Origin of the sequence: Lentzea miocenica, from assembly GCF_033949945.1 — a bacterium.
In the GTDB taxonomy this organism is placed as follows: Bacteria; Actinomycetota; Actinomycetes; order Mycobacteriales; family Pseudonocardiaceae; genus Lentzea; species Lentzea miocenica.
Genome location: NZ_JAXAVW010000012.1, coordinates 38,541 through 56,977 on the forward strand (window position 1 = coordinate 38,541; position 18,437 = coordinate 56,977).

Here is an 18,437-nt window from a genome sequence, read left to right on the forward strand (position 1 = left end):
CATGCCTGCTTCGTTGCCTGAGGCCGGCCGTCGGCCGGCTCGGCTTCTCACCCAGAACCGCGAGATGCGCCAGATCGGCGCGTGGAACTGGTCGCTGCCGGCCTGGGCCGGTCGGCTTCCGGACGGCCGCACGTACAACACCTGCCCGAGCGCAGGAGTCTGCGCACAGGCCTGCTACGCCCGTCACGGCACCTACACATGGCCCATCGTCCGCGCCAAGCACCAAGCGAACCTGATGTTCGTCACCGACGACCTGCCCGGCTGGGAGCTCGCCATGGTCGCCGAGCTCGGCGCCGCCAAGTTCCGCGGCGCGTGGGTCCGGATCCACGACAGCGGCGACTTCTTCTCCGACGCTTACCTCCGGGCGTGGTTGCGGATCTGCGGTGCTCGACCGAACACGAACTTCTACGCCTACAGCAAGGAAGTAGACCGGTTCCGCCGTCTCGTCGAGCCGAGTCCACCGCCGAACTTCCTGTGGGTCTTCTCGTACGGCGGGACCCAGGACTCCGCGCTGAATCCGGCCGTCGACCGCGTGGCCGACGTGTTCCCGGACGAGGCCGCGATCGCCGAGGCGGGCTGGTCATCTCAAGAGGCCAGCGACCTGCTCGCGGTGCTCGGCCCGCAGTTGGTTGGCGTTCCAGCCAACCGGATACCGGCCTTCCTCAAGCGGCTAGCTGGACGCCGGTTCTCCGAGTGGCAGGCCGAAGTGGACGCCGAGCGCACCGCAGCGCGGCACCGTCGTCACCTGCGGCTGGTTGTCGACGACACCGGGCTGGCTGATGCGGCCTGACAGCTTCCCTCCGACCGCTCCACGGGAGATCTCGTGCTTTCCTTTCCCCCCAGTCACTTCTCGCCGGTCCAGGACTATCTGCGCGACCCGCTGGGTGCGTTCCAGAGCGCACTGACGCACCTGCGCGAACTCGCGCTGACTTGGGGCCCGGCCGTCGGCCCTGCGCTCATGATCGCGGTGACAGGTGTGATCTTCGCGCGACGCCGCTGGCAACGCCGTTACCACCAGCGACTGATGAGCGACGCCCGCCTGATCACCGTGCTCGCTCCGCCCACGGTCGACCCGTCCGGCGCGCTCACCCTGTGGTCCAATCTGGTTGGCCTGCTCAGACCTGGGTGGCTGCGCCGCTTCTCCGGCCAACCTCATCTCGCCTTCGAGCTCACGTTCACAGCCGACGGCGTCCAGATCCAGTTCTGGGTGCCTGGCCTCGTACCACCCGGAATGGTCGAGCGCGCGATCGAAGCCGCCTGGCCCGGCGCCCATACCCGGACCTCGCCCGCGAAGTCGATCCTTGACGTCGCAGCGGGCCGGAAAGCCGAGGCCGTCGGCGGTGAGCTCCGGCTCGCGCGGGCCGAGGCCCTGCCGATCCGCACCGAACACCCCGTAGATCCGATCCGAGCGCTCCTCGGCGCCCCGGTCGGACTAGGACCGCACGAGAAGGCCTGTGTACAGGTCCTTGCCCGCCCTGTCGCTGGCCACCGCGTAGCGAAGGCGCGGCGAGCTGCCCGGCGCGTGCACGCAGGAGGATCGCCCCACCTGATCGGTCGACTCCTCGACCTCGTCACGCCGGGCAAGACGCCGAAGTCGTCGCCGAGGACTCGAATCCACGGCCTCGACCGGCAGGCCGACCTGGAGTACGCCGCTCAAGACCGCGCTGTTGTCGAGAAGCTGCGGGCAAACCAGTTCGAGACCCGCATCCGGTACGCGGTGACCACGACCGTGCCGGACAACGCGACCGCGGGCGAAGTCCAAGCTGCGCGGGAGGTTCTGCGTGGCCGCGGGCATGCGATCGCCTCGGCGTTCGCCGCCTACTCCGAGCACAACTACTACCGCCGAGCCCGGCTACGCCATCCGGCCGCCGCCCTGGCCGATCGCCGGTTCGGCAAGGGTGACCTGCTTTCGATCCGCGAACTGGCGGCGCTCGCGCACCTGCCGATCGACGAGGCCACTCCAGGACTGCAGCGGGCCGGAGCAAAGGCCGTGCCGCCTCCGCCAGGAATCGCCGACGTCGGCGAGCACGTCAAACCGATCGGGCGCTCGGACTCCGGTCATTCGCGGCCGGTCGGTCTGCACGTCGCGGACGCAGCGCATCACGTGCACCTGCTCGGCGCCACCGGCTCCGGCAAGTCCGAGCTCATGGCGCAGATGATCCTGGCCGACGCCGAAGCCGGCCGCGGAGTCGTGGTCATCGATCCCAAGGGTGACCTCGTCTCCGACATCCTGATGCGGCTACCGGAGGAACTCGGCGAGAAGGTCGTGCTGTTCGACGCCGACTCCAAAGCACGCCCGCCGGTGCTCAATCCCTTGGACGGCAAGGACAAGGTCCGCGCAGTCGACAACCTGGTCAGCATCTTCTCCCGGATCTACGCGTCCTCGTGGGGTCCGCGCACCGAGGACATCCTGCGGGCCAGCCTGCTCACCCTCACCGCGATGCCGGGCACCCCGACCCTGGTCGACCTGCCCAAGCTGCTCACCGTGCAGGCGTTCCGCCAACGGGCACGCGACCACATCGACGACGAGGTGCTCAAGGGCTTCTGGACCTGGTACGACGACCTCTCCGAAGCCAATCGGGCCCAGGTGATCGCACCGCTGATGAACAAGGTCCGCGGTTTCCTGCTCCGGCCTTTCGTCCGCGCGGCCATCGCCGGCGGCGAATCCACCGTGGACATGGACGACGTGCTCAACAACGGCGGAATCTGTCTGGTCCGCATCGCGCGCGACGCCCTGGGCACGGAAACCGCCCAGCTGGTCGGCTCGATCGTCGTCGCACGCACCTGGCAGGCCGCCACCCGCCGCGCCAACATCCCCAAGCGCCAACGACGCCACTGCGGGCTGTACATCGACGAGTGCCACAACTTCCTGAACCTGCCCTATCCAGCGGAAGACATGCTCGCCGAGGCACGCGCCTACAAGCTGTCCACCAACCTCGCGCACCAGTACATGAACCAGCTCACGAAGGAACTCGAAGAGGGCATCAGCACGAACGCCCGATCGAAGATCTACTTCAACGTGTCTCCAGAAGACGCCAGGCGTCTGGCGAGGCACACCATGCCGAGGCTCTCCGAACACGACCTCTCCAACCTCGGCGTCTACCACGTCGCCGCCCGCCTGGTAGTCGGCGGCGAAGAGACCCCAGCGTTCACCGCGGTGACCGAGAAGCTCAGGCCAGCCATTCCCGGACGCGCCAAGGCCATCCGCAAGGCGGCCAGGGTGAACACGCGCCCTCCGATGTCAGATGCCGTCGAATCGAATCCGTCCACTGTGGATCCACGCCGCGCCGCTTAGTCCCTCCACGCATTGGGAGGTGCGCTCCATGATCTCGAACCCGACCCCTCAACGAGCGTTGCGAGGGCACATGCCGCAACGCCCCACGCCACGGGCGGCCACTACCGGCGAGCATCACGCCCAGTTGGCCCGACGGCTCACGCCACGCGACCGGTGGCTAGCCAGGATGCTCTACGAGCACAAAGTTCTTACCTCAAAGCAGATCATCGAACTCTGCTACCCGAGCAAGCGCGCGGCCAATCACCGCCTGCGCGACCTGTTCACGTGGCGCGTCGTCGACCGCTTCCAACCGTTCGTCAGCAAGGGCGCAGCGCCCATGCACTACGTGCTCGACATCGCCGGCGCGGTAGCCCTCGCCTACGAGGACGGCCTGGACCCCAAGAAGATCGGCCACCGGCACGAAGACGCCATGGGAATCGCCTACTCGCTGCGCCTAGCCCACACCGTCGGGGTCAACGGTTTCTTCACCAGCCTGGTGGCGCTCAGCCAACAACCGAGCGCCAACGGCCGCCTGACCGCGTGGTGGTCTGAGCTGCGCTGCATGCGCCTGTTCGGCGACATGGTTCGCCCCGACGCCTACGGCCGCTGGCGCGAGGACGGAGGCGAGATCGAGTTCTTCCTGGAGTTCGACTTCGGCACCGAGGCTCTCGCCATCCTCAGCAGCAAGCTCCACGACTACGAGAAGCTCGCAACCGCAACGGGCATCAGCACCCCGGTACTTATCTGGCTACCGACCAACCGCCGCGAAACCAGCGCACGCGGCGCACTCGCCACCACGCTCGCCCAGCTCGACCACCCTGCACTCGTGCCGGTGGCCACCAGTGCCCCGGACGTCGCGGGCGAACTCGATCCGGCCGCTGCAAGGTGGCTCCCGATCTCCGGCTCCGCCCCACGACCGGGCCGCCTACGGCTCGCCGAACTCGCACGACTCTGGCCTCAGGCCACCCCACCGGCAACACCGGACTCGCCCGCTGTCCCGGCCCGCGAGGCACCTGCCGCGCTCGCAGCGCCGGCGCCACTTCCGCCGCCTCTGCCCACCAGCAACTTTCGGGAGGTGACCCCGTGAAGATCGCCATCGCCATCGCCGCAGCGGTCATCGCACTGCCCCTCGTGCTCGGCGGTATCGGGCAGGCCATCGTCAAAGGGCTCTTCGGCAACAGCAGCACCCAGCCCAGCACAGAAGCGCTCGCCGACATCCCAGGCGACTACCTCGCGCTCTACCAGGCAGCAGCGCCGGCCTGTCCCGGTCTGGACTGGTCGATCCTCGCCGCCATCGGCAAGATCGAGAGCGATCACGGCCGCAGCCCACTGGCTGGCGTCGCGAACGGAACTGAGAACTACGCGGGCGCACGAGGGCCAATGCAGTTCCTCCAGCCCACATTCGACGGTGTCATCGCACGCCACCCGCTTCCGCCGGGTGGCCAGAAGCCGCCTTCACCGTGGAACAAGCACGACGCGATCTACGCCGCCGCCTACTACCTCTGCGATTCCGATGCCCAGAAGGACATCCGGAAGGCGATCTGGGCCTACAACCACGCGGACTGGTACGTCAACGACGTGCTCGCACAGGCGAAGAAGTACGGCGAGGCCATGGCCGGCACCGGTGATTGCAACAACGTTCAAGCGCCCAACCCTGTTGTGCTCAAGGCAATCGCGTTCGCCTGCGCTCAGCTGGGCGAGCCCTACGTCTGGGGTGGCAACGGCGAAACCGGTTGGGACTGCTCAGGTCTCGTCACAGCCGCCTACAGGGCTGCGGGCATCGTCATCCCTCGAACGACCCAGCCTGAGTACGAAGCCGGGCCGCTGGTTCCCGCCGGCCAACCGCTCATGCCCGGAGACCTGGTCTTCTACGGCCGACCGAGCGACGTCCACCACGTCGGCCTGTATCTCGGCGCCGGAAAGATGGTTCACGCTCCGACCTTTGGCCAGCCCGTGCAGGTCGGCCCATACCGTTGGGGCGGGGACGACTATCTCGCGGCATCCCGTCCAGCTGCTGGTGGTCTGCTGTAGCTTCCACGCACACTTGACCACTTCCGCGCGCAGATGACCACAAGATGACCATCTGATCAGGTATCGAGGTCAGTTCCCGTTCGCAACGCGCGCTCATGCCGACGAGCGTGCACCCGAAGGAGCGTAGGCACGACCTCGGTCGCGGTGGCGGATGATGACTCCGCTGCACGAGGATCCGGCTCGATCGAACTGGAGGTGTCCGATGTTCGAACTGAGCATCGAGGAGGTGGTCGCGGAGAGCAACCTCGAACTCTTCACGCGTGTTGACGGATTCAAGATCGAGCTGTTTCAGCGCAACAGCAGCAGTACTGCGCTGCGGTTCACCGATGACCAAGGCCAGGAGATCGCCAGCTTCCCCTGGTGGGACGACGTCGACCAGGATCTCCGTAGGTGGACTGTGGAAAACGTCCCTCTGGGCAACATCCTGCAGCCGTACACGGACCTCGACCAGGGCTGGGGCATCCTGATCTGGCGCCAAGCAGATCGGGTGTACATCGCGGAGTGCAACGGCGAAAAACTGTTCCACAGCCTGCACTGGGTCGCGGCAGATGAGTACACCAACGCATGGACTGATGCTCTGGCACAAGCACGCCGAACCCCCGAACCAACGGCTTGACTTGCTCTCATGCCGCTGATCGCGTTGCTCGAGCGCGCTCATGCCGATGAGCGGACGTTGTGGTGGCGGAGTTCCGGTATGGGATCGACGGTCGTGGAAAGGCCATCTTTGTCGTACGCGGAGTTGGAATTCGAGGCAGCGACGAGCTGGGTAAGCCGCGGCTGATGCTCGTGCTGGAGGAGGAATCGGAAGGACCGGAGCCGTTGTTCCGGGATCCGCAGTTCGGGGACCGTCAGGAGGCGTTTCGGCGGCGACTGCTACTCGACAGCGACCTCACAGCAAGATCGTGAAATCGGTGTGTCACACATCACCGTGGCCGCAGGTCGGAATCAGGTGAGGGGTCGCCGAGGTTCCGGATGACATGACGACGGTTGGCATCATCGGCAGTGGCAACATCGGAAGCACCGTAGCGCGGCTGGCGATGGTCGCCGGGCATGACGTGGTGTTGAGCAACTCGCGTGGCCCGCACACTCTTCAGGACCTCGTGTCCGAGCTGGGGCCGAAGGCGCGCGCCGCGACTCCCGCGGAGGCGGCCGCGGCCGGTGACGTCGTGGTGGTGACGGTGCCGCTGCGGGCGTACCAGGACGTTCCGGTGGAGCCGCTGGCGGGCAAGGTGGTCATCGACACCAACAACTACTACCCGGACCGCGACGGCGTCTTCGATGAACTGGAGGACGGCTCCAGCACCACAGGTGAGCTGCTGCAGAAGCACCTGCCGGAAGCGCACGTGGTGAAAGGCTTCAACAACATCTGGGCCGGGCACCTGGGTGACCTGGCGCGTCCGACGGGGAGCGCGGACCGGTCGGCGCTGCCGATCGCCGGTGACAACGCGGACGCCAAGCAGGCGGTCACCGAGCTCTTCGACAGCCTCGGCTATGACACCGTGGACGCCGGACCGCTCGCCGAGAACCGGCGGACCCAGCGGGACACCCCGGTATATGTGACTCCCTACGGCGCATACGGGGAACTTCCCGGTACCCCGGCGAGCGCGCAGGTCGTCCGTGAGGCGCTCGCCGCGGCGAAGTGAGGGTCTGCGGGTCGATCCGGTGAAGGCTCGCCTGTTCCCCTTGGACGCTCACCGCGTCCTCCAGGTGGTCGAGGTGCCGGAAATCTCGGTGATTCCCGATCTCGGTGATTCCCGGCACTTCGATTGGATGGCGGTCAGCTGAGCCTTCAGATGCCGATGGCGTGCCAGGCTGCCCAGGACACGTGCGGCTTGCGCCAGGTGTCATCAACCAGACTGTCCTTGCCTCGCGCGAACACCTCCGTCGCGCCGGTGCTGGGCTGATGTCCTGCGGCGAGTGCCCCCTTTTCCACCGGGGACGGATCACCGGGCGGGCACCGACACGTACGCCGGGTCGGTACTTCAGAGCCGAGTGGTGCACGGCAGAGTGCCTACGCCACGCGGTTGGCCGCCCGTCCTTCCAGACGCTTGCCCAGTACCGCGCCGGTAAGCCTCTTCCGAGCGGTCACGTCGCGCGGAAAGATCACGTCATGCGGCCATGACTGCTCATGTTCGCGCGGAACCCACACCTGCCCTGGCTTCCTCGCGCGGATGATCATCTGGGCAAATGTCGGCAGGGGCTGAGATTCTGTCGCTACCGCTCTAAGAGATCAGTTCAAAATGAGTTTGCGCAGGCAGATGATCGAGCAGGCGAGGCTGAGCATGGCTTGATGGACGTCGGCTCGTCGTTCGGTGCGGATGCGTAGTCGCCGGAAGCCTTTGAGCCAGGCGAAGGTGCGTTCGACCGGCCAGCGGACTGTGCCCAGTCCGGAGCCGTGTCCGACGCCGCGGCGGGCGATGACGGGTGTGATGCCGCGGGCGCGGACCAGGCGCCGGTACTTGTCATGGTCGTAGCCGCGATCGGCATAGATCCGCCGGGGCCGACGGCGTGGCTTGCCGACCACACCCCGGATCGGCGGGATGGCGTCGATCAACGGGATCAGCTGGGTGACGTCGTTGCGATGCCCACCGGTCAGCGTGACGGCCAGCGGGACGCCGCCCGCGTCGGTGATCAGGTGATGCTTGGAACCGAGCTTGCGGCGGTCGACCGGGCTCGGCCCCGTGTGGGCCCCCCTTTGAGAGCGCGCAGGTGGGTGGAGTCGACGAGGGCAGCGGACAGATCCAGCAACCCGGCCACGCGCAGTTCGGCGAGCAGCCGTTCGTGCAGTTGCTGCCAAACGCCGGCCTCGTGCCACTCGGTCAACCGCCGCCAGCAGGTCGAGCCCGAGGCGCCGAACAAGGCGGTGGGCAGCCGGTTCCAGCCGGTGCGCATCGCATACAGGATGCCCTCCAACGCGGCCCGGTCGTCGGCACGCCTACGACCCGGATAGCGGAAACGCCTCGGGCACACCGGGATCAACGGTTCCAGCCGAGCCCACAGCTCGTCGGTCAAGACCTCCTCGCGCACACCGTGATCTTGGAATGTCCTGCCTTGCAGGCAAAGCCGACGCGCCAACTCATTTTGAACTGATCACTAAGAGTGCGGCGAGGTCCTCAGGGCCGAATCCGGCGTCCAGGAGCACTTGGCGGTCGTCTTCGTTGATCCAACCCCACAGCTGGGCATGCAGCACGACCTCGCGCTCACGCGGCTGCGGCAGGTCAAAGCCGGTGAGCGGCGCGTCGTCGGGGTGATGGAACAGGAACCGGCGGGCGTTGTTCACAGTGCAGGAGTTGGAGTAAAGCGCCGTGGCGGTGACACCCGACTGGCGAACATCACGTCTCATCATGGCGAGTTCTTCTGGCATGGCAGACGGATGACACATGGCCAGTGAGTGGCGGCGAGTCAGCGGGACATGGATGGCCATCGCGTTCTCGATCCCTGTCCCCCTGCCGGTCCGCCTCATCTCCTCGTTTGGAACGAGGTGAACCGGGTGGTCGGAGGTCGCGAGTGCCTTGCGCTCGAACACCGTCAGAATCCACCAACGGTCGAGAAGGGATTGCGTGACCCGAGGCAACATGGCGGCGAGATGCTGAACGTGGTGGTTCGCATGGACTTCCGCGCGAATCGGGTTCTTGAAGAAGTCCACCCACTCCCGGTTCACTGTGTCGTCGTCAAAGGGCTCTCCAACTGCGCTCAGTGCCTCTCGCAGTCTCGTCCGCCCACCGAGGATCGCTTCTAGCAGGAGGGTGTGCGTCGCCAACTGGCTCATCGAGTTGCGAACGTTGCTTCCGCGCAGGAGTTGAAGTGCGACCCAGGCGGCCACGCTCTCTCGGTGCGCATCGCCGAGTGGCCATACTCCCGCCGCTACCTCCCGCCACGCTGCAGCCGCTTCTGTCTCTAGGAGAGAAAGGGCGCGCTCCGCCGCGTCGGTTTGCTGTCCCGCCTGGTCGATGACGGTGTAGAAGTCCGTCTGAACAGACGCGTCACCAATGCTCTGCTGGAAGGTGCGGGTGCCAGGGAGCATGACGGTCGTGACCCGCTCGCTGTCGTTCGCGAAGTATCGCAAGTAGAACCTCGACACGACGTGGTGCCGTCTCGCTTGTCCTGGCATTGTGCTCGCCTCGCCTGAACGCTACCCACCAACGGAGTCGAGGCTAGTCCGTTCGGGCGTCGACTGCCTCGTCTTTTCCGTCCAGCAACTTGTACAGGTTGGTCCGATCCATGCTCAGCTCACGTGCAACCTGAGCTTTCGGCACCTGATCCTCAATCGCTGCGGTTATCCGCGTGAGCCGCGCCTTTCGAGCCGTCTTGAGCTTGTCGAGCGTGGCGACTCGGTCCGCCTGGAGTTCGGCCTCTTGCTTGCGGATCTTCTGGAGGTGATCCTGCAGCTCCTGCACCTTGGCCGCGCTCTCCCTGAGCAGCTCGAAGTGCTCTTCTTTGTCCACTTCCCACCCCTTCCGGACGCCACGCTTGAGGCACAAGCAGAGCAAGCCTGTTGTATCACGGTGTGGACCACAACACCTCAACTCGACACCAGCAGGCTCCGCGACGAGGTCACACGGGTCGGTTCCAGCCTCCCAGCCAGGCGTGCCGGCCGGTCTCAACGAGTTCGGCCTGACGCCGCCGCCAGTCCGGCATCCACTGGTTCATCTGTCGTTGCCAGGCAGGGCCGTGCGAGCGTCCAGCGGGGCCGGTGGCGTGCGCCATCTCGTGTGCCAGCAGGTACTCAACGAGCCGCACAGACAGGCTGAACGCCGCCCAGTGCGCGGCGACGACGTGCTTGGGCGGGGTGTAGTACAAACCCCAATGACGGCGACCGAGGTCGCGGACGACGTAAGCCAGATCCGAGATCTGGCCGTCCAGCTCGTACTGGCGCCCGTGCTGTTGCAGCCATGCCAGCCCGATCTTGCGGTAGAGACTGATGATCGCTTGGCGTATCTGGGCCGGCGGCTGCCGACGCACGTACAAGATCCCTTCTGGGGCGAACGCCGGCAGCTGCTCGACACCCGCGGGCGCGTGGTCAACGAGCTGAAGCCGGTAGCTGGCCCCGTAGAGATGGAACTCCTCCCCGTCAATGAACTCCTTGATCGAGTGGGCGGGCGCCAACTGCATGGCGATCTTCACCTTCTCGGTAAGCCACTGACGTTTGCAGGTGACGAACCACGTGATCAGACGCGGGTCTGTGGTCGGCGGGACTAGGACCAGGACCGCGCCGCCTGGCTTGACCTCAAGCCCGAGTCGGCGACGTCGCGGGCGTATCACCACCTCGACCTGCCAGTCGGTCGGCAACGACACCGCCTCGAGGGCCGCGCGAAACGGCTCTGAGCTGCTCATCGCAAACCGTCCCGGTAGTGGACGTGGTCGAGCGAAGTCATCACCGTGGCGGTACCGACACGAAGGAGTTCGTTCACCCCGGTCGATGTGGCGGAGTGGATCGGCCCGGGAACGCCGTACACCCGCCGGCCTAGATCATTTGCGACACCAGCGACTGTGAGCGCGCCGCTGCGTCGTCCAGCTTCAACGATCACGGTCGCCGCCGTCAGTGCTGCCAGCAGGCGGCACCGCGCGCGGAAGCGGGCTCGGATCGGCACTGCACCGATCGAGTACTCGCTGACCAACAGACCACCTTGATCAACAATCTGCTCGTACAGGCGGACGTGCTGACGTGGATAGGTTCGATCCACACCGCACGGCAGGACCACAACTGTCGGGCCGTTTGCGGCAAGCGCGCCGTGGTGGGCGGCCTCGTCCACCCCGAGGCTCCCGCCGCTGACAACCGCCGCACCGGCATCCGCAAGCGCACTGCCGAAATGTGCGGCAATGGTGTTGCCGTAAGCAGAAGACGCACGGCTGCCGGTGATCGTGACGGCGGTGTTGGTCAGCTCGGCCAGCGAAGCGTTGCCGCGCAACCAAAGGGCCAGCGGGACGCCGTAGCCCACCAGAGCGGACAGCCGGCCCAGCGGCCATTCCTCGTCCTCCGGGACCAGCAGACGGGCCGTGCCGTTGTCGATGGCCCGCAAGTCGTCTTCTACCTGGGGGTCCTGCCGAGCAACCTCGGAGAGGACCGCAGCCGGAGCGGCACCGTTTCGGATGCGAGAAACGGCGTCAACTGGGCCGTGCACGGCGACGAAGTGGTGCACAGCAGGTGCGGGCGGTTCCACTGCGCGCGAGAGGAACAGACGGGCGCGAAGCACATCGGGTGACGACATGATCAACTCTCCTGACGAGTGTCGTGTCGGTTCCGTCATCCGTAGACGACTTGACCGAGGGTGGCGAACTGGACGATCACGTCGAAGCCGACGCAGTCGAGCTGACAGAGCGCGTCGGTGGCGGCGTCGTGGCTGTCGGCTTCCAGCACGTCGACGACCTGGCCGGTGATCTCGTCCGACAGCTGGACGGAATCGCGCTCGCTCACGATGCGGCGCATGGTCGCGAGCATCATGTTGTGGTCCAAAGTGAAACGGTCGCCGCTCTCGTCTTCGATCAGTTCGACGTTCCAGTCGAGAACCTCATCGGCTGTGGTGTCAGTGCCGTCTCGCGTAACGGTTCGTTCGTGGGCGACTGTTGCCCAGAAGCGGCGCATGTCCCATGAGTCCAGCCACATGCACCACGTGTCGTCGGGGGTGAGGCACGGCGTGCAGCATTCGTTCGAGGTTTGGGGGTTGCTCTGATCCTTCACGTCGTTCTCCGTCCACATAGGTGCTGAGCGAGGGTTCTTGTCAGTGAAAGGGTTTGTGAGTCTGATCAGCGGCAGTGCCCGGTGATCTGAACGAGGTGTGCCATGTCGACCACGGGCCCAGCCCAGTAGGTGACATGTGCCGGCGCATCTCCGATGCCCCATACACAGAGCCTGAAATCGGGGTCGCTCGGGCAGGCCCACACTGACCTGCGACCAGGCCCGTCGGGTGCAGGATGACCGTGTTCGTCGCAACGGTGGCTCTCAAGCGCGCCACCCCAGCAGAGGCCCACGTGTTGAACCGCACGGCCGTAAGGGGCGTCAAACGGGACAGCGTGCGACTCCTGTTGTGCAGCAGCCCAATCCGTGAGTTCGTCAGGGGTCAGCGGCCGATGAGAGGTGATCAAGACACGGACGGTGTCAGCGTCGTTGAGCCGACCGTGATCACTGCTGTCCGCGAACGCGAACGAGCTCGGACTTGTGAACCACAACGTGATCCACTGTGGGCCGCGATGCCACCCGCGGGCGTACCCGCGTCGATCGAACAGCTCGGTGATCGGGACTGGTGGCAACACTCCGTCCAGTCCTCGGTCCGGGCGAGGGGTCCACCTGTAAGCGCGAAGATCATCGTCAACGGTCGGATAGATCATGTCCGTGGTGTGGACTCCGGAATAGCCGCTTGCCGCGCGGCTCAACATGTCCGCCAAGCCACTCATGCGTCCCGTGACGTTGCGCAGTCCCTTTGCCGACATGGGCTGTGAACTCAACGTGTCGTCGTGCAGGTCGGCTACCTGACAGCGGAGTTTCCCCGCGAGATCGCTCAAGCTCGTGAGGCTGGCTGCCTGCAGGCGGTTCACCGTCTCCAGGGAACGGACGCGCTCTCGCTCCTTCTCGAGCTCCGCACGAAGGGCGTCATGGGTAGCTGAACTGTTGCGACTCATCGCGAAACCTCACTTAGGCGGCTGACTGGTATCCCGTTCCCGGACACGTGGCCAGGTCAGGGAGGTAGGTGGTCCGGAACTCGTTCCACGCGCGCTCGGAGTTGACGCGAGCGTGGTTGCGGCCCTTGTCCAAGCGGTTCGGACCGCATCGCTGCTCTGCTTCCTGGTTGAGCCGTTGACGGACCAACCAGGTCACGGCCTGCACCTGATGGGCGGAGATGCGCTCACCTGCAAGTGCGGAAATCCGTTCTGCCGCGCGGTGGTACAGGCTCACCACGTGGTCGTAGTGCCGGCGGGAGATCGAGCCGTCTTTACGGCGGGACCCGTTCACGGGCGCCGATTCGTACTGCTCGGATGTGAGCGCGCGGCCATGCGCAACGGACAGCGCGTGGCGGTCGATCACCACGCACGGGTCATCCGGATACCGGTCTCCGCCGAACTCGATCAGGTGGGCGAAGTCGCGGATCTTCGGTCCGCTCAGAATGTCCTCGTACCGCTCCCCGTTGAGCAGCCGATCCGCCGCGCGCTTCTGCCCGGTCGTGGCGAACATCCCGCAGCCAGGCCCGCCGATCCCCTTGCCCTCACGCAGGACACGGGCCGCGTTCAGAACGTTGCCGATCCACCCCTGTTGCGGCGAGTAGATCGCGAGCATTCCGGCGCCGAGATGGGCGTTGCCGCCGGCGATGACGGTCGCCACGTGGTGCGCGTCGGAGTACCAGCGCATCCCTTGCGCGATCTCGTCACGCGTGGCCTGGTTCCAGTGCCACACGATGTTCCGGTGGCTTACCGGATGCACCCGGAACCACGGGTGCGCATGGGTTTCAAGCATGACAGCTCAGCCCCCGGAGTCCTCAGGATTCACGCCACGGACGGGGCAAGAACCGGAATCGACGTCATGGCAGCAAAATCGAAGATCGCGAGCTGGCTGGCTTCCGCAGCGAGCGTCATCGCCTCGGGCAGCTCCGCCGTCACGACCGAAACGTCTAGGTAGACGCGACCGGTCATGGGGTCACGCCAGCCGCCTAGGACACGGCCCGGCAGCGAGAGGGCACCCTTCGCCGCCGATACGTACTCGTGGATGTCACTGCTGGTCACGCGACGTTCGTAGACACACTCAAGTTCCGGATGCACCGCCACCGCGTAACCGCAACGAACGTCCGAACCGTCGCGGGGATCGACAGAGAATCCGCCGTCCAGCACCGACAAGGCGTCCGCCATCGCGCTAATACGGGCAGACCAATCGATCAGAGTCATAGTCATGGCAGCACTCCGCTTGACGAGAGAGATTGGCTGAATGACGTAGCGATTCAGTCCAGCGCAAATAGACGTTCAAGAGCCGTCGCTCACGCTTCCAAGAACTGATCGTTGCCGCCGACACCAACAAGGGAGGCGCTGACCGAATCGAAAGGGCTCACAGGGACGCCGTGCCCTGGTCCTCACCTTCTCGAATCAGAGTGTTGACCTCTGGTCGTTGAGTCGACATGTAGAAGTACACACCTACAGTCGACACTTCGCAACCCCTAATTTCTCACCTCACCCGAAGTGGCCATTCATCCGCCGGCGCACTTCCCGCTCGCCGTCGACCCGATTTCGGTCATGCGGAAAGCGCCAGCAATCGATAAATGCGAACGCGCGCATTAAGCGATTCTTGGGCGGCGGAAACCGGGGAACGAGGAGATGGAGACCATCGCACGCAAGGCAACCAAGGGGTCAGAGGGCACGAGGGCCGACCACCAGCCAAAGTCGACTGTTCCAACGCCTGTCGGCCACCGAGTCGGGTGCTACACGGGTAGCCCCAAAACTGCATTTGACCAGCTAAGTCGTCTGTATCAGGGGCTTCCCGCCTAGGGGGAAGCCCGAGAGGACCGTGCCCAGGAAGCCCAGCGGGGCCACTCATGAGCATGGCGCCTCCGCGACCTGGGTCACGGAGGCGCCACGTATTTCGGATTCGATACACATAGCTATAAAGACAGCATCATGAGCATTCAGCGGAGGCCAACCAGATAAGCAGACTTACACTTATCGCACTGCCCCATATTCTAGGCGGGAAATCAGTGGGCGCCGACCGCCCTCCACCCAGGATTGCTATTAGACACGAGGTTGCGACACAGAGCACATCTGGTTACCAGGCGGCCCGATGAGGTTGGGCGGCGTGGGGACGTAGTAGGCGTTGACGACCACTTGCCCGCCAGAGCGGAAGAAGGGGTGTTGGCTCCAAGGCGATTCGCACGCTGTTCCGGTGTTTCCTCCGCTCCAGTGGAACTTGATGAGGATGAAGCTGTCACCGCAGTGGAAATAGCGCGCCGTGAGTTCTCCGACTGGTTGGGGCAGCGGAACGAAGCCGCAACCGGGTGGCGGCATGATTTTGGCGGAAGCATCGGCCTCCTGAGGATCGGCGATAGCGGCGGCGGCGAACATAGCTGCGGCACTGAGCATGCTGGCGAGTCGACGGTTCATCGAAGTAGCTCCAATCTGGAAAGTGGTTGGTAGAGCAGGAAAATCGGAGGGCCGCAGCTGTTCAGGACACGGCTGCGTGATCGACCGAGACGGTCTGCCGCCAGAGAAGTTCGGCGAGGTTGCACGTGTCGACGCTGGGTTCTGCGTCGATCTCGCTGAGCGTGGCGGTCAGCAAGGCGAGCGTTCGGGGCACCGCGCTGTGCTGCCCCAGCCGAGCCTGGGTGCGCATGATGTCGCGGTAGACGCCTTCGTTGTACTGATCGAGCTTGCGCGCCCGCTCGAGCAGCTGGAGTTCGGTCTTGGGGTCTGCACCACCGTGCTCGCTGATCAAGGCGCCAAGAGCGTCCAGCACATCACGGCGCGCGGACTCTCGAAGCGGTTCGAGCCAGGGAGATGACAGGTCTTCAGCGAGGTCGCCCGCATAGAGGTCAACAGCGGTCTGCAGCTGCGATCCCTGGAGTGCTTGACGGAACTGCCAGAGGTCTACATCCGCAAGCTCGCCATTCAGCCGATAGCGGCCGTCGTCGTTCAGCACGAGATCAGTCATCACGCCGTCCGTTGCGTCGGTGAGCATGCGGCGAAGCACGGACAACGCGTTGTGGAACGAGTTGTACGGGCGCGGCGGCCTGCTGTCGGGCCACACGGCCTCGTTCAGGGCCTCTCGTCGAACGCCCTGTGGATGCAGTGCCAGGTGGACAAGGACTTCACGATGCTTCGGAGTGAGCAGGCCGTTGAGCTCGCGAACCTCGGAGTTCGCCTGCACGAACACGAGCTCGAACCGGCCGAACGCCTTCACCAACAGACGAGGTCGCGCGGAAGCCGCAGCATCGGTGACGTTGTCCGAGACAACGCGCGTACGAGGTTGGGGAACTGACGGCCCCGGATCAAGGTCAGCTTGATCACCGAGACTTGCCGCGTCCTGAACTCCGAGGTCGACCTCGGCCTCTCGAAGAACAGTGAGCAGGTCCGCGGCCTCCGTGGCCGGCAGATGAAACAGCCGCGCACCAGCGAACTCGTCACCGAGGCCCGCGCTGGTGGCGCTCACCGTCCCGTCAGCTCGAACTACAACTGTCGCTCCTGGCCGCCACTTGCCAAGGAGGATGCCTGCGAGGCCGAGAGTGGATCCGTTGTCCAGCACTGCTTGAAGCCGGCGTTCGGCGTGTGCGACGGGGCAGGCGACCAGCACGACTGCGGGCGAAGGAGTCCGAGGTTCGCCGCCTGGTCGACGTGCGCGAGTGAGCAGGGTCGCCTCCATCTCATCGAGCGCTTCGTCCAGCGAGGTAGCGACTTCCACAGCCTTCGGAAGCCGTTCAGCATCAAGTCCTTCGAAGAGCAAGTGGAGGTCTTGCGCGGGCACGAGCACACGAAGGTTCTCGTGCCGCTGCTGCTTCGCCAGGATGTGCAGGAGGAGCGCTCGGACTGCCGCGGTCGCGCCTGGTCCGGCCAACCCGATGCCGCGCGTGCTGGCGAGGTTCACGGCGAACTCGCCTCCCGGCCTCGAACCGACCGCCGCGGGTACGAGCACCGGGCCGCTGTACGACTCCGCCTCGTCAGCTCCGATCGACCGCACCTCGCGTCGGGACGGATCGAAGTCGACGAGGTCCATCTTGTCGCCGTGCCGACCCTGATCTTTCTGGCAGACGACTTGCAGCGCGCGGACTGCAGGAGCTGTCGGCCGACGAAGGTCCGCGCGTTCCCTGCTGCCGAGCCGGTACCGACGTCGCCGTCGCATCTGCGTGGCCACCAGCACGGCCGAGATCGCCCCCGCCAGGCCGGTACTCACGTACACGGCAGGCATCAGGTCGACCCCCTGCACCGCCTGATCATCACGTGGCTCGGCGACCTGCTCCACCTGGGCTGGTGCGGTAGCTGTGCTTGGTGCTTCGTTGGTTGGAGGTGGGAGTTGTTGCGACGGCTGGCCTCCCGCCGGTTCTGGCACGTAGGCGGCGATCTTCCAGCCTGGCCGCACAAGGTCGGGATTGGTGAGGGAACGCCCGTCCGTCTGTTCGACCCCGCGGTTGAGGTGGAAGAGCTCAGGCCAGCGGTCACCGCCGCCTGGCCCGTAGACGCGTTCGGCGACCCTCCACAAGCTGTCGTAGATCCCGTCGTGCGGAAGCCGGATCTCGTCAACGACTCGCACGAGGCCGGGCGGTGCAGGTGCCACGCGATCGACCACCAACTCGGTCTCTGCGGGCAGCGCAGCGTCCTGCGCGACAGGGCCCGGCACCGTGGGCGCGACCGCTGTGATGGAGGTCGGCTCGTGGAAGCGAACATCTGGCCCAGCAACAGGTGTGGTTGCCAGTGCGCGGTTGGTCAGGAGGGTCAGTACGACGGCACCGATGAGGGTGCCGGCGAGTGCTTGCAGCGGCCCTCGTGCCCGAGTTGTCTCCCAGGTCATGCCGCGGAGAACATCGATGATGGAGCGGAGGACGGCCAGGACGAAGCAGAGCCAGGCGATCCAGCAGACGACCGCAAGCAGGTTGATGAAGAGCTGGCTGCTCATGGGGTTGAGCAACGTGGCCTGAGTTTCGTCCCACGTCGGTAAGTGGTCTGGCAGTGGCCAGCCGACGAAGTGCGCCAGCGCCCAGGGCAGGCCGACCACGAGCGTGGACAACGCGACGAGCGCCAGCGATCCTCGCACCACACGGACACAAGCGAGCACCGTTGCCCTGAGCGCCATCGTCGAATCGCTGGTCATGGCGTATCGATTTCTTGCGATGCAACGGAATCAGCTGCGTCCGGTGCCGTCATGGACGGAACTGCTGTTCGCCGCTTTCGCCTTCCGCGGTTCGGCTTGCGGGCACTGACGATCTGTTCAAGGTCTGCGGAAGGAGTCTCGGTGAAGGCGGCCAGTTCATCGATGGCGATCACGTCGTTGTTGTCGATGATCACGTCACCGATCTGCTGGTCGATCTCGGTGAGCCGCTGGAGCACCGCGGTGCGCTCGTGCGCGAGCTCGCCGACGAGCAGAGCTGCTTTCGTTCGCTTCGCGCTGCGCGAGGAGTCGGCTTCCTTGACGCGGCGGGCGATGTCGTCAGTCGTTGCCATCTCCGGTTTT

20 protein-coding genes are annotated in these 18,437 nt (G+C 65.4%); 8 read left to right on the top strand and 12 right to left on the bottom strand.

Going from position 1 to position 18,437, the window contains the following annotated elements; all coding sequences use genetic code 11:
* The first annotated feature begins 1 nt into the window (after position 1).
* From SK803_RS15835 to SK803_RS15870, 8 genes are all read left to right on the top strand, one after another.
* Positions 2 to 790 (top strand): GP88 family protein, encoded by a 789-nt coding sequence (locus SK803_RS15835; RefSeq protein WP_319966753.1) that lies wholly within the window; start codon positions 2 to 4, stop codon positions 788 to 790.
* 168 nt (positions 791 to 958) lie between these two features.
* Positions 959 to 3,295 carry a type IV secretory system conjugative DNA transfer family protein gene (locus tag SK803_RS15840; protein WP_319966938.1) on the top strand — a complete coding sequence of 779 codons (2,337 nt, stop codon included), beginning with the start codon at positions 959 to 961 and terminating at the stop codon, positions 3,293 to 3,295.
* Positions 3,296 to 3,323: 28 nt separating this feature from the next.
* Positions 3,324 to 4,361 carry a replication-relaxation family protein gene (locus tag SK803_RS15845; protein WP_319966754.1) on the top strand — a complete coding sequence of 346 codons (1,038 nt, stop codon included), beginning with the start codon at positions 3,324 to 3,326 and terminating at the stop codon, positions 4,359 to 4,361.
* Positions 4,358 to 5,305, top strand: coding sequence for a C40 family peptidase (locus SK803_RS15850; protein ID WP_319966755.1), 948 nt, complete (start codon positions 4,358 to 4,360; stop codon positions 5,303 to 5,305). Before SK803_RS15845 ends, SK803_RS15850 begins: the two co-directional genes overlap by 4 nt.
* 202 nt (positions 5,306 to 5,507) lie before the next feature.
* On the top strand, positions 5,508 to 5,921 hold the full coding sequence (locus tag SK803_RS15855; RefSeq protein WP_319966756.1) for a hypothetical protein: 414 nt from the start codon (positions 5,508 to 5,510) through the stop codon (positions 5,919 to 5,921).
* A gap of 62 nt (positions 5,922 to 5,983) precedes the next feature.
* On the top strand, positions 5,984 to 6,211 hold the full coding sequence (locus SK803_RS15860; protein ID WP_319966757.1) for a hypothetical protein: 228 nt from the start codon (positions 5,984 to 5,986) through the stop codon (positions 6,209 to 6,211).
* A 71-nt stretch (positions 6,212 to 6,282) separates the two neighbouring features.
* On the top strand, positions 6,283 to 6,948 hold the full coding sequence (locus SK803_RS15865; RefSeq protein WP_319966758.1) for an NADPH-dependent F420 reductase: 666 nt from the start codon (positions 6,283 to 6,285) through the stop codon (positions 6,946 to 6,948).
* Positions 6,949 to 6,967: 19 nt separating this feature from the next.
* Entirely contained in the window at positions 6,968 to 7,090 is a 123-nt protein-coding gene (locus tag SK803_RS15870) for a hypothetical protein (RefSeq protein WP_319966759.1), read from the top strand.
* 226 nt (positions 7,091 to 7,316) lie between these two features.
* Here the strand turns inward: SK803_RS15870 and SK803_RS15875 are convergent, their stop codons facing one another.
* The 12 genes from SK803_RS15875 to SK803_RS15930 form a co-directional block, all read right to left on the bottom strand.
* Positions 7,317 to 7,484, bottom strand: coding sequence for a hypothetical protein (locus SK803_RS15875; protein WP_319966760.1), 168 nt, complete (start codon positions 7,482 to 7,484; stop codon positions 7,317 to 7,319).
* 51 nt (positions 7,485 to 7,535) lie between these two features.
* Positions 7,536 to 8,332, bottom strand: a protein-coding gene (locus tag SK803_RS15880; protein ID WP_406601539.1) for an IS5 family transposase whose coding sequence is annotated in 2 segments (ribosomal slippage) — positions 7,536 to 7,993 and positions 7,993 to 8,332 — 798 coding nt in all. Because the reading frame shifts where the segments join, the coding sequence is not laid out codon by codon here.
* 49 nt (positions 8,333 to 8,381) lie between these two features.
* Entirely contained in the window at positions 8,382 to 9,416 is a 1,035-nt protein-coding gene (locus tag SK803_RS15885; RefSeq protein WP_319966762.1) for a DUF4238 domain-containing protein, read from the bottom strand.
* A 43-nt stretch (positions 9,417 to 9,459) separates the two neighbouring features.
* Entirely contained in the window at positions 9,460 to 9,750 is a 291-nt protein-coding gene (locus tag SK803_RS15890; protein ID WP_319966763.1) for a hypothetical protein, read from the bottom strand.
* Positions 9,751 to 9,859: 109 nt separating this feature from the next.
* Positions 9,860 to 10,639 carry a M48 family metallopeptidase gene (locus tag SK803_RS15895; protein WP_319966764.1) on the bottom strand — a complete coding sequence of 260 codons (780 nt, stop codon included), beginning with the start codon at positions 10,637 to 10,639 and terminating at the stop codon, positions 9,860 to 9,862.
* Complete coding sequence (dprA, locus tag SK803_RS15900) at positions 10,636 to 11,514, bottom strand: DNA-processing protein DprA (RefSeq protein ID WP_319966765.1); 879 nt, start codon at positions 11,512 to 11,514, stop codon at positions 10,636 to 10,638. The genes SK803_RS15895 and dprA overlap by 4 nt, the downstream gene beginning before the upstream one ends.
* Positions 11,515 to 11,549: 35 nt before the next feature.
* Positions 11,550 to 11,984 carry a hypothetical protein gene (locus SK803_RS15905; protein WP_319966766.1) on the bottom strand — a complete coding sequence of 145 codons (435 nt, stop codon included), beginning with the start codon at positions 11,982 to 11,984 and terminating at the stop codon, positions 11,550 to 11,552.
* 951 nt (positions 11,985 to 12,935) lie between these two features.
* Complete coding sequence (locus SK803_RS15910) at positions 12,936 to 13,751, bottom strand: DUF7178 family protein (RefSeq protein WP_319966767.1); 816 nt, start codon at positions 13,749 to 13,751, stop codon at positions 12,936 to 12,938.
* Positions 13,752 to 13,780: 29 nt separating this feature from the next.
* A complete protein-coding gene (locus tag SK803_RS15915; RefSeq protein WP_319966768.1) occupies positions 13,781 to 14,182 on the bottom strand; it encodes a hypothetical protein in 402 nt (133 codons plus the stop codon).
* 828 nt (positions 14,183 to 15,010) lie between these two features.
* The gene (locus SK803_RS15920; RefSeq protein ID WP_319966769.1) at positions 15,011 to 15,379 is read right to left on the bottom strand and encodes a DUF6355 family natural product biosynthesis protein; all 369 of its coding nucleotides are present in this window, start codon (positions 15,377 to 15,379) and stop codon (positions 15,011 to 15,013) included.
* A gap of 61 nt (positions 15,380 to 15,440) precedes the next feature.
* Positions 15,441 to 18,077, bottom strand: a complete 2,637-nt coding sequence (locus tag SK803_RS15925) for a BTAD domain-containing putative transcriptional regulator (RefSeq protein WP_319966770.1) — start codon at positions 18,075 to 18,077, stop codon at positions 15,441 to 15,443.
* Positions 18,074 to 18,427, bottom strand: a complete 354-nt coding sequence (locus SK803_RS15930) for a hypothetical protein (protein ID WP_319966771.1) — start codon at positions 18,425 to 18,427, stop codon at positions 18,074 to 18,076. Before SK803_RS15930 ends, SK803_RS15925 begins: the two co-directional genes overlap by 4 nt.
* Positions 18,428 to 18,437: the final 10 nt, after the last annotated feature.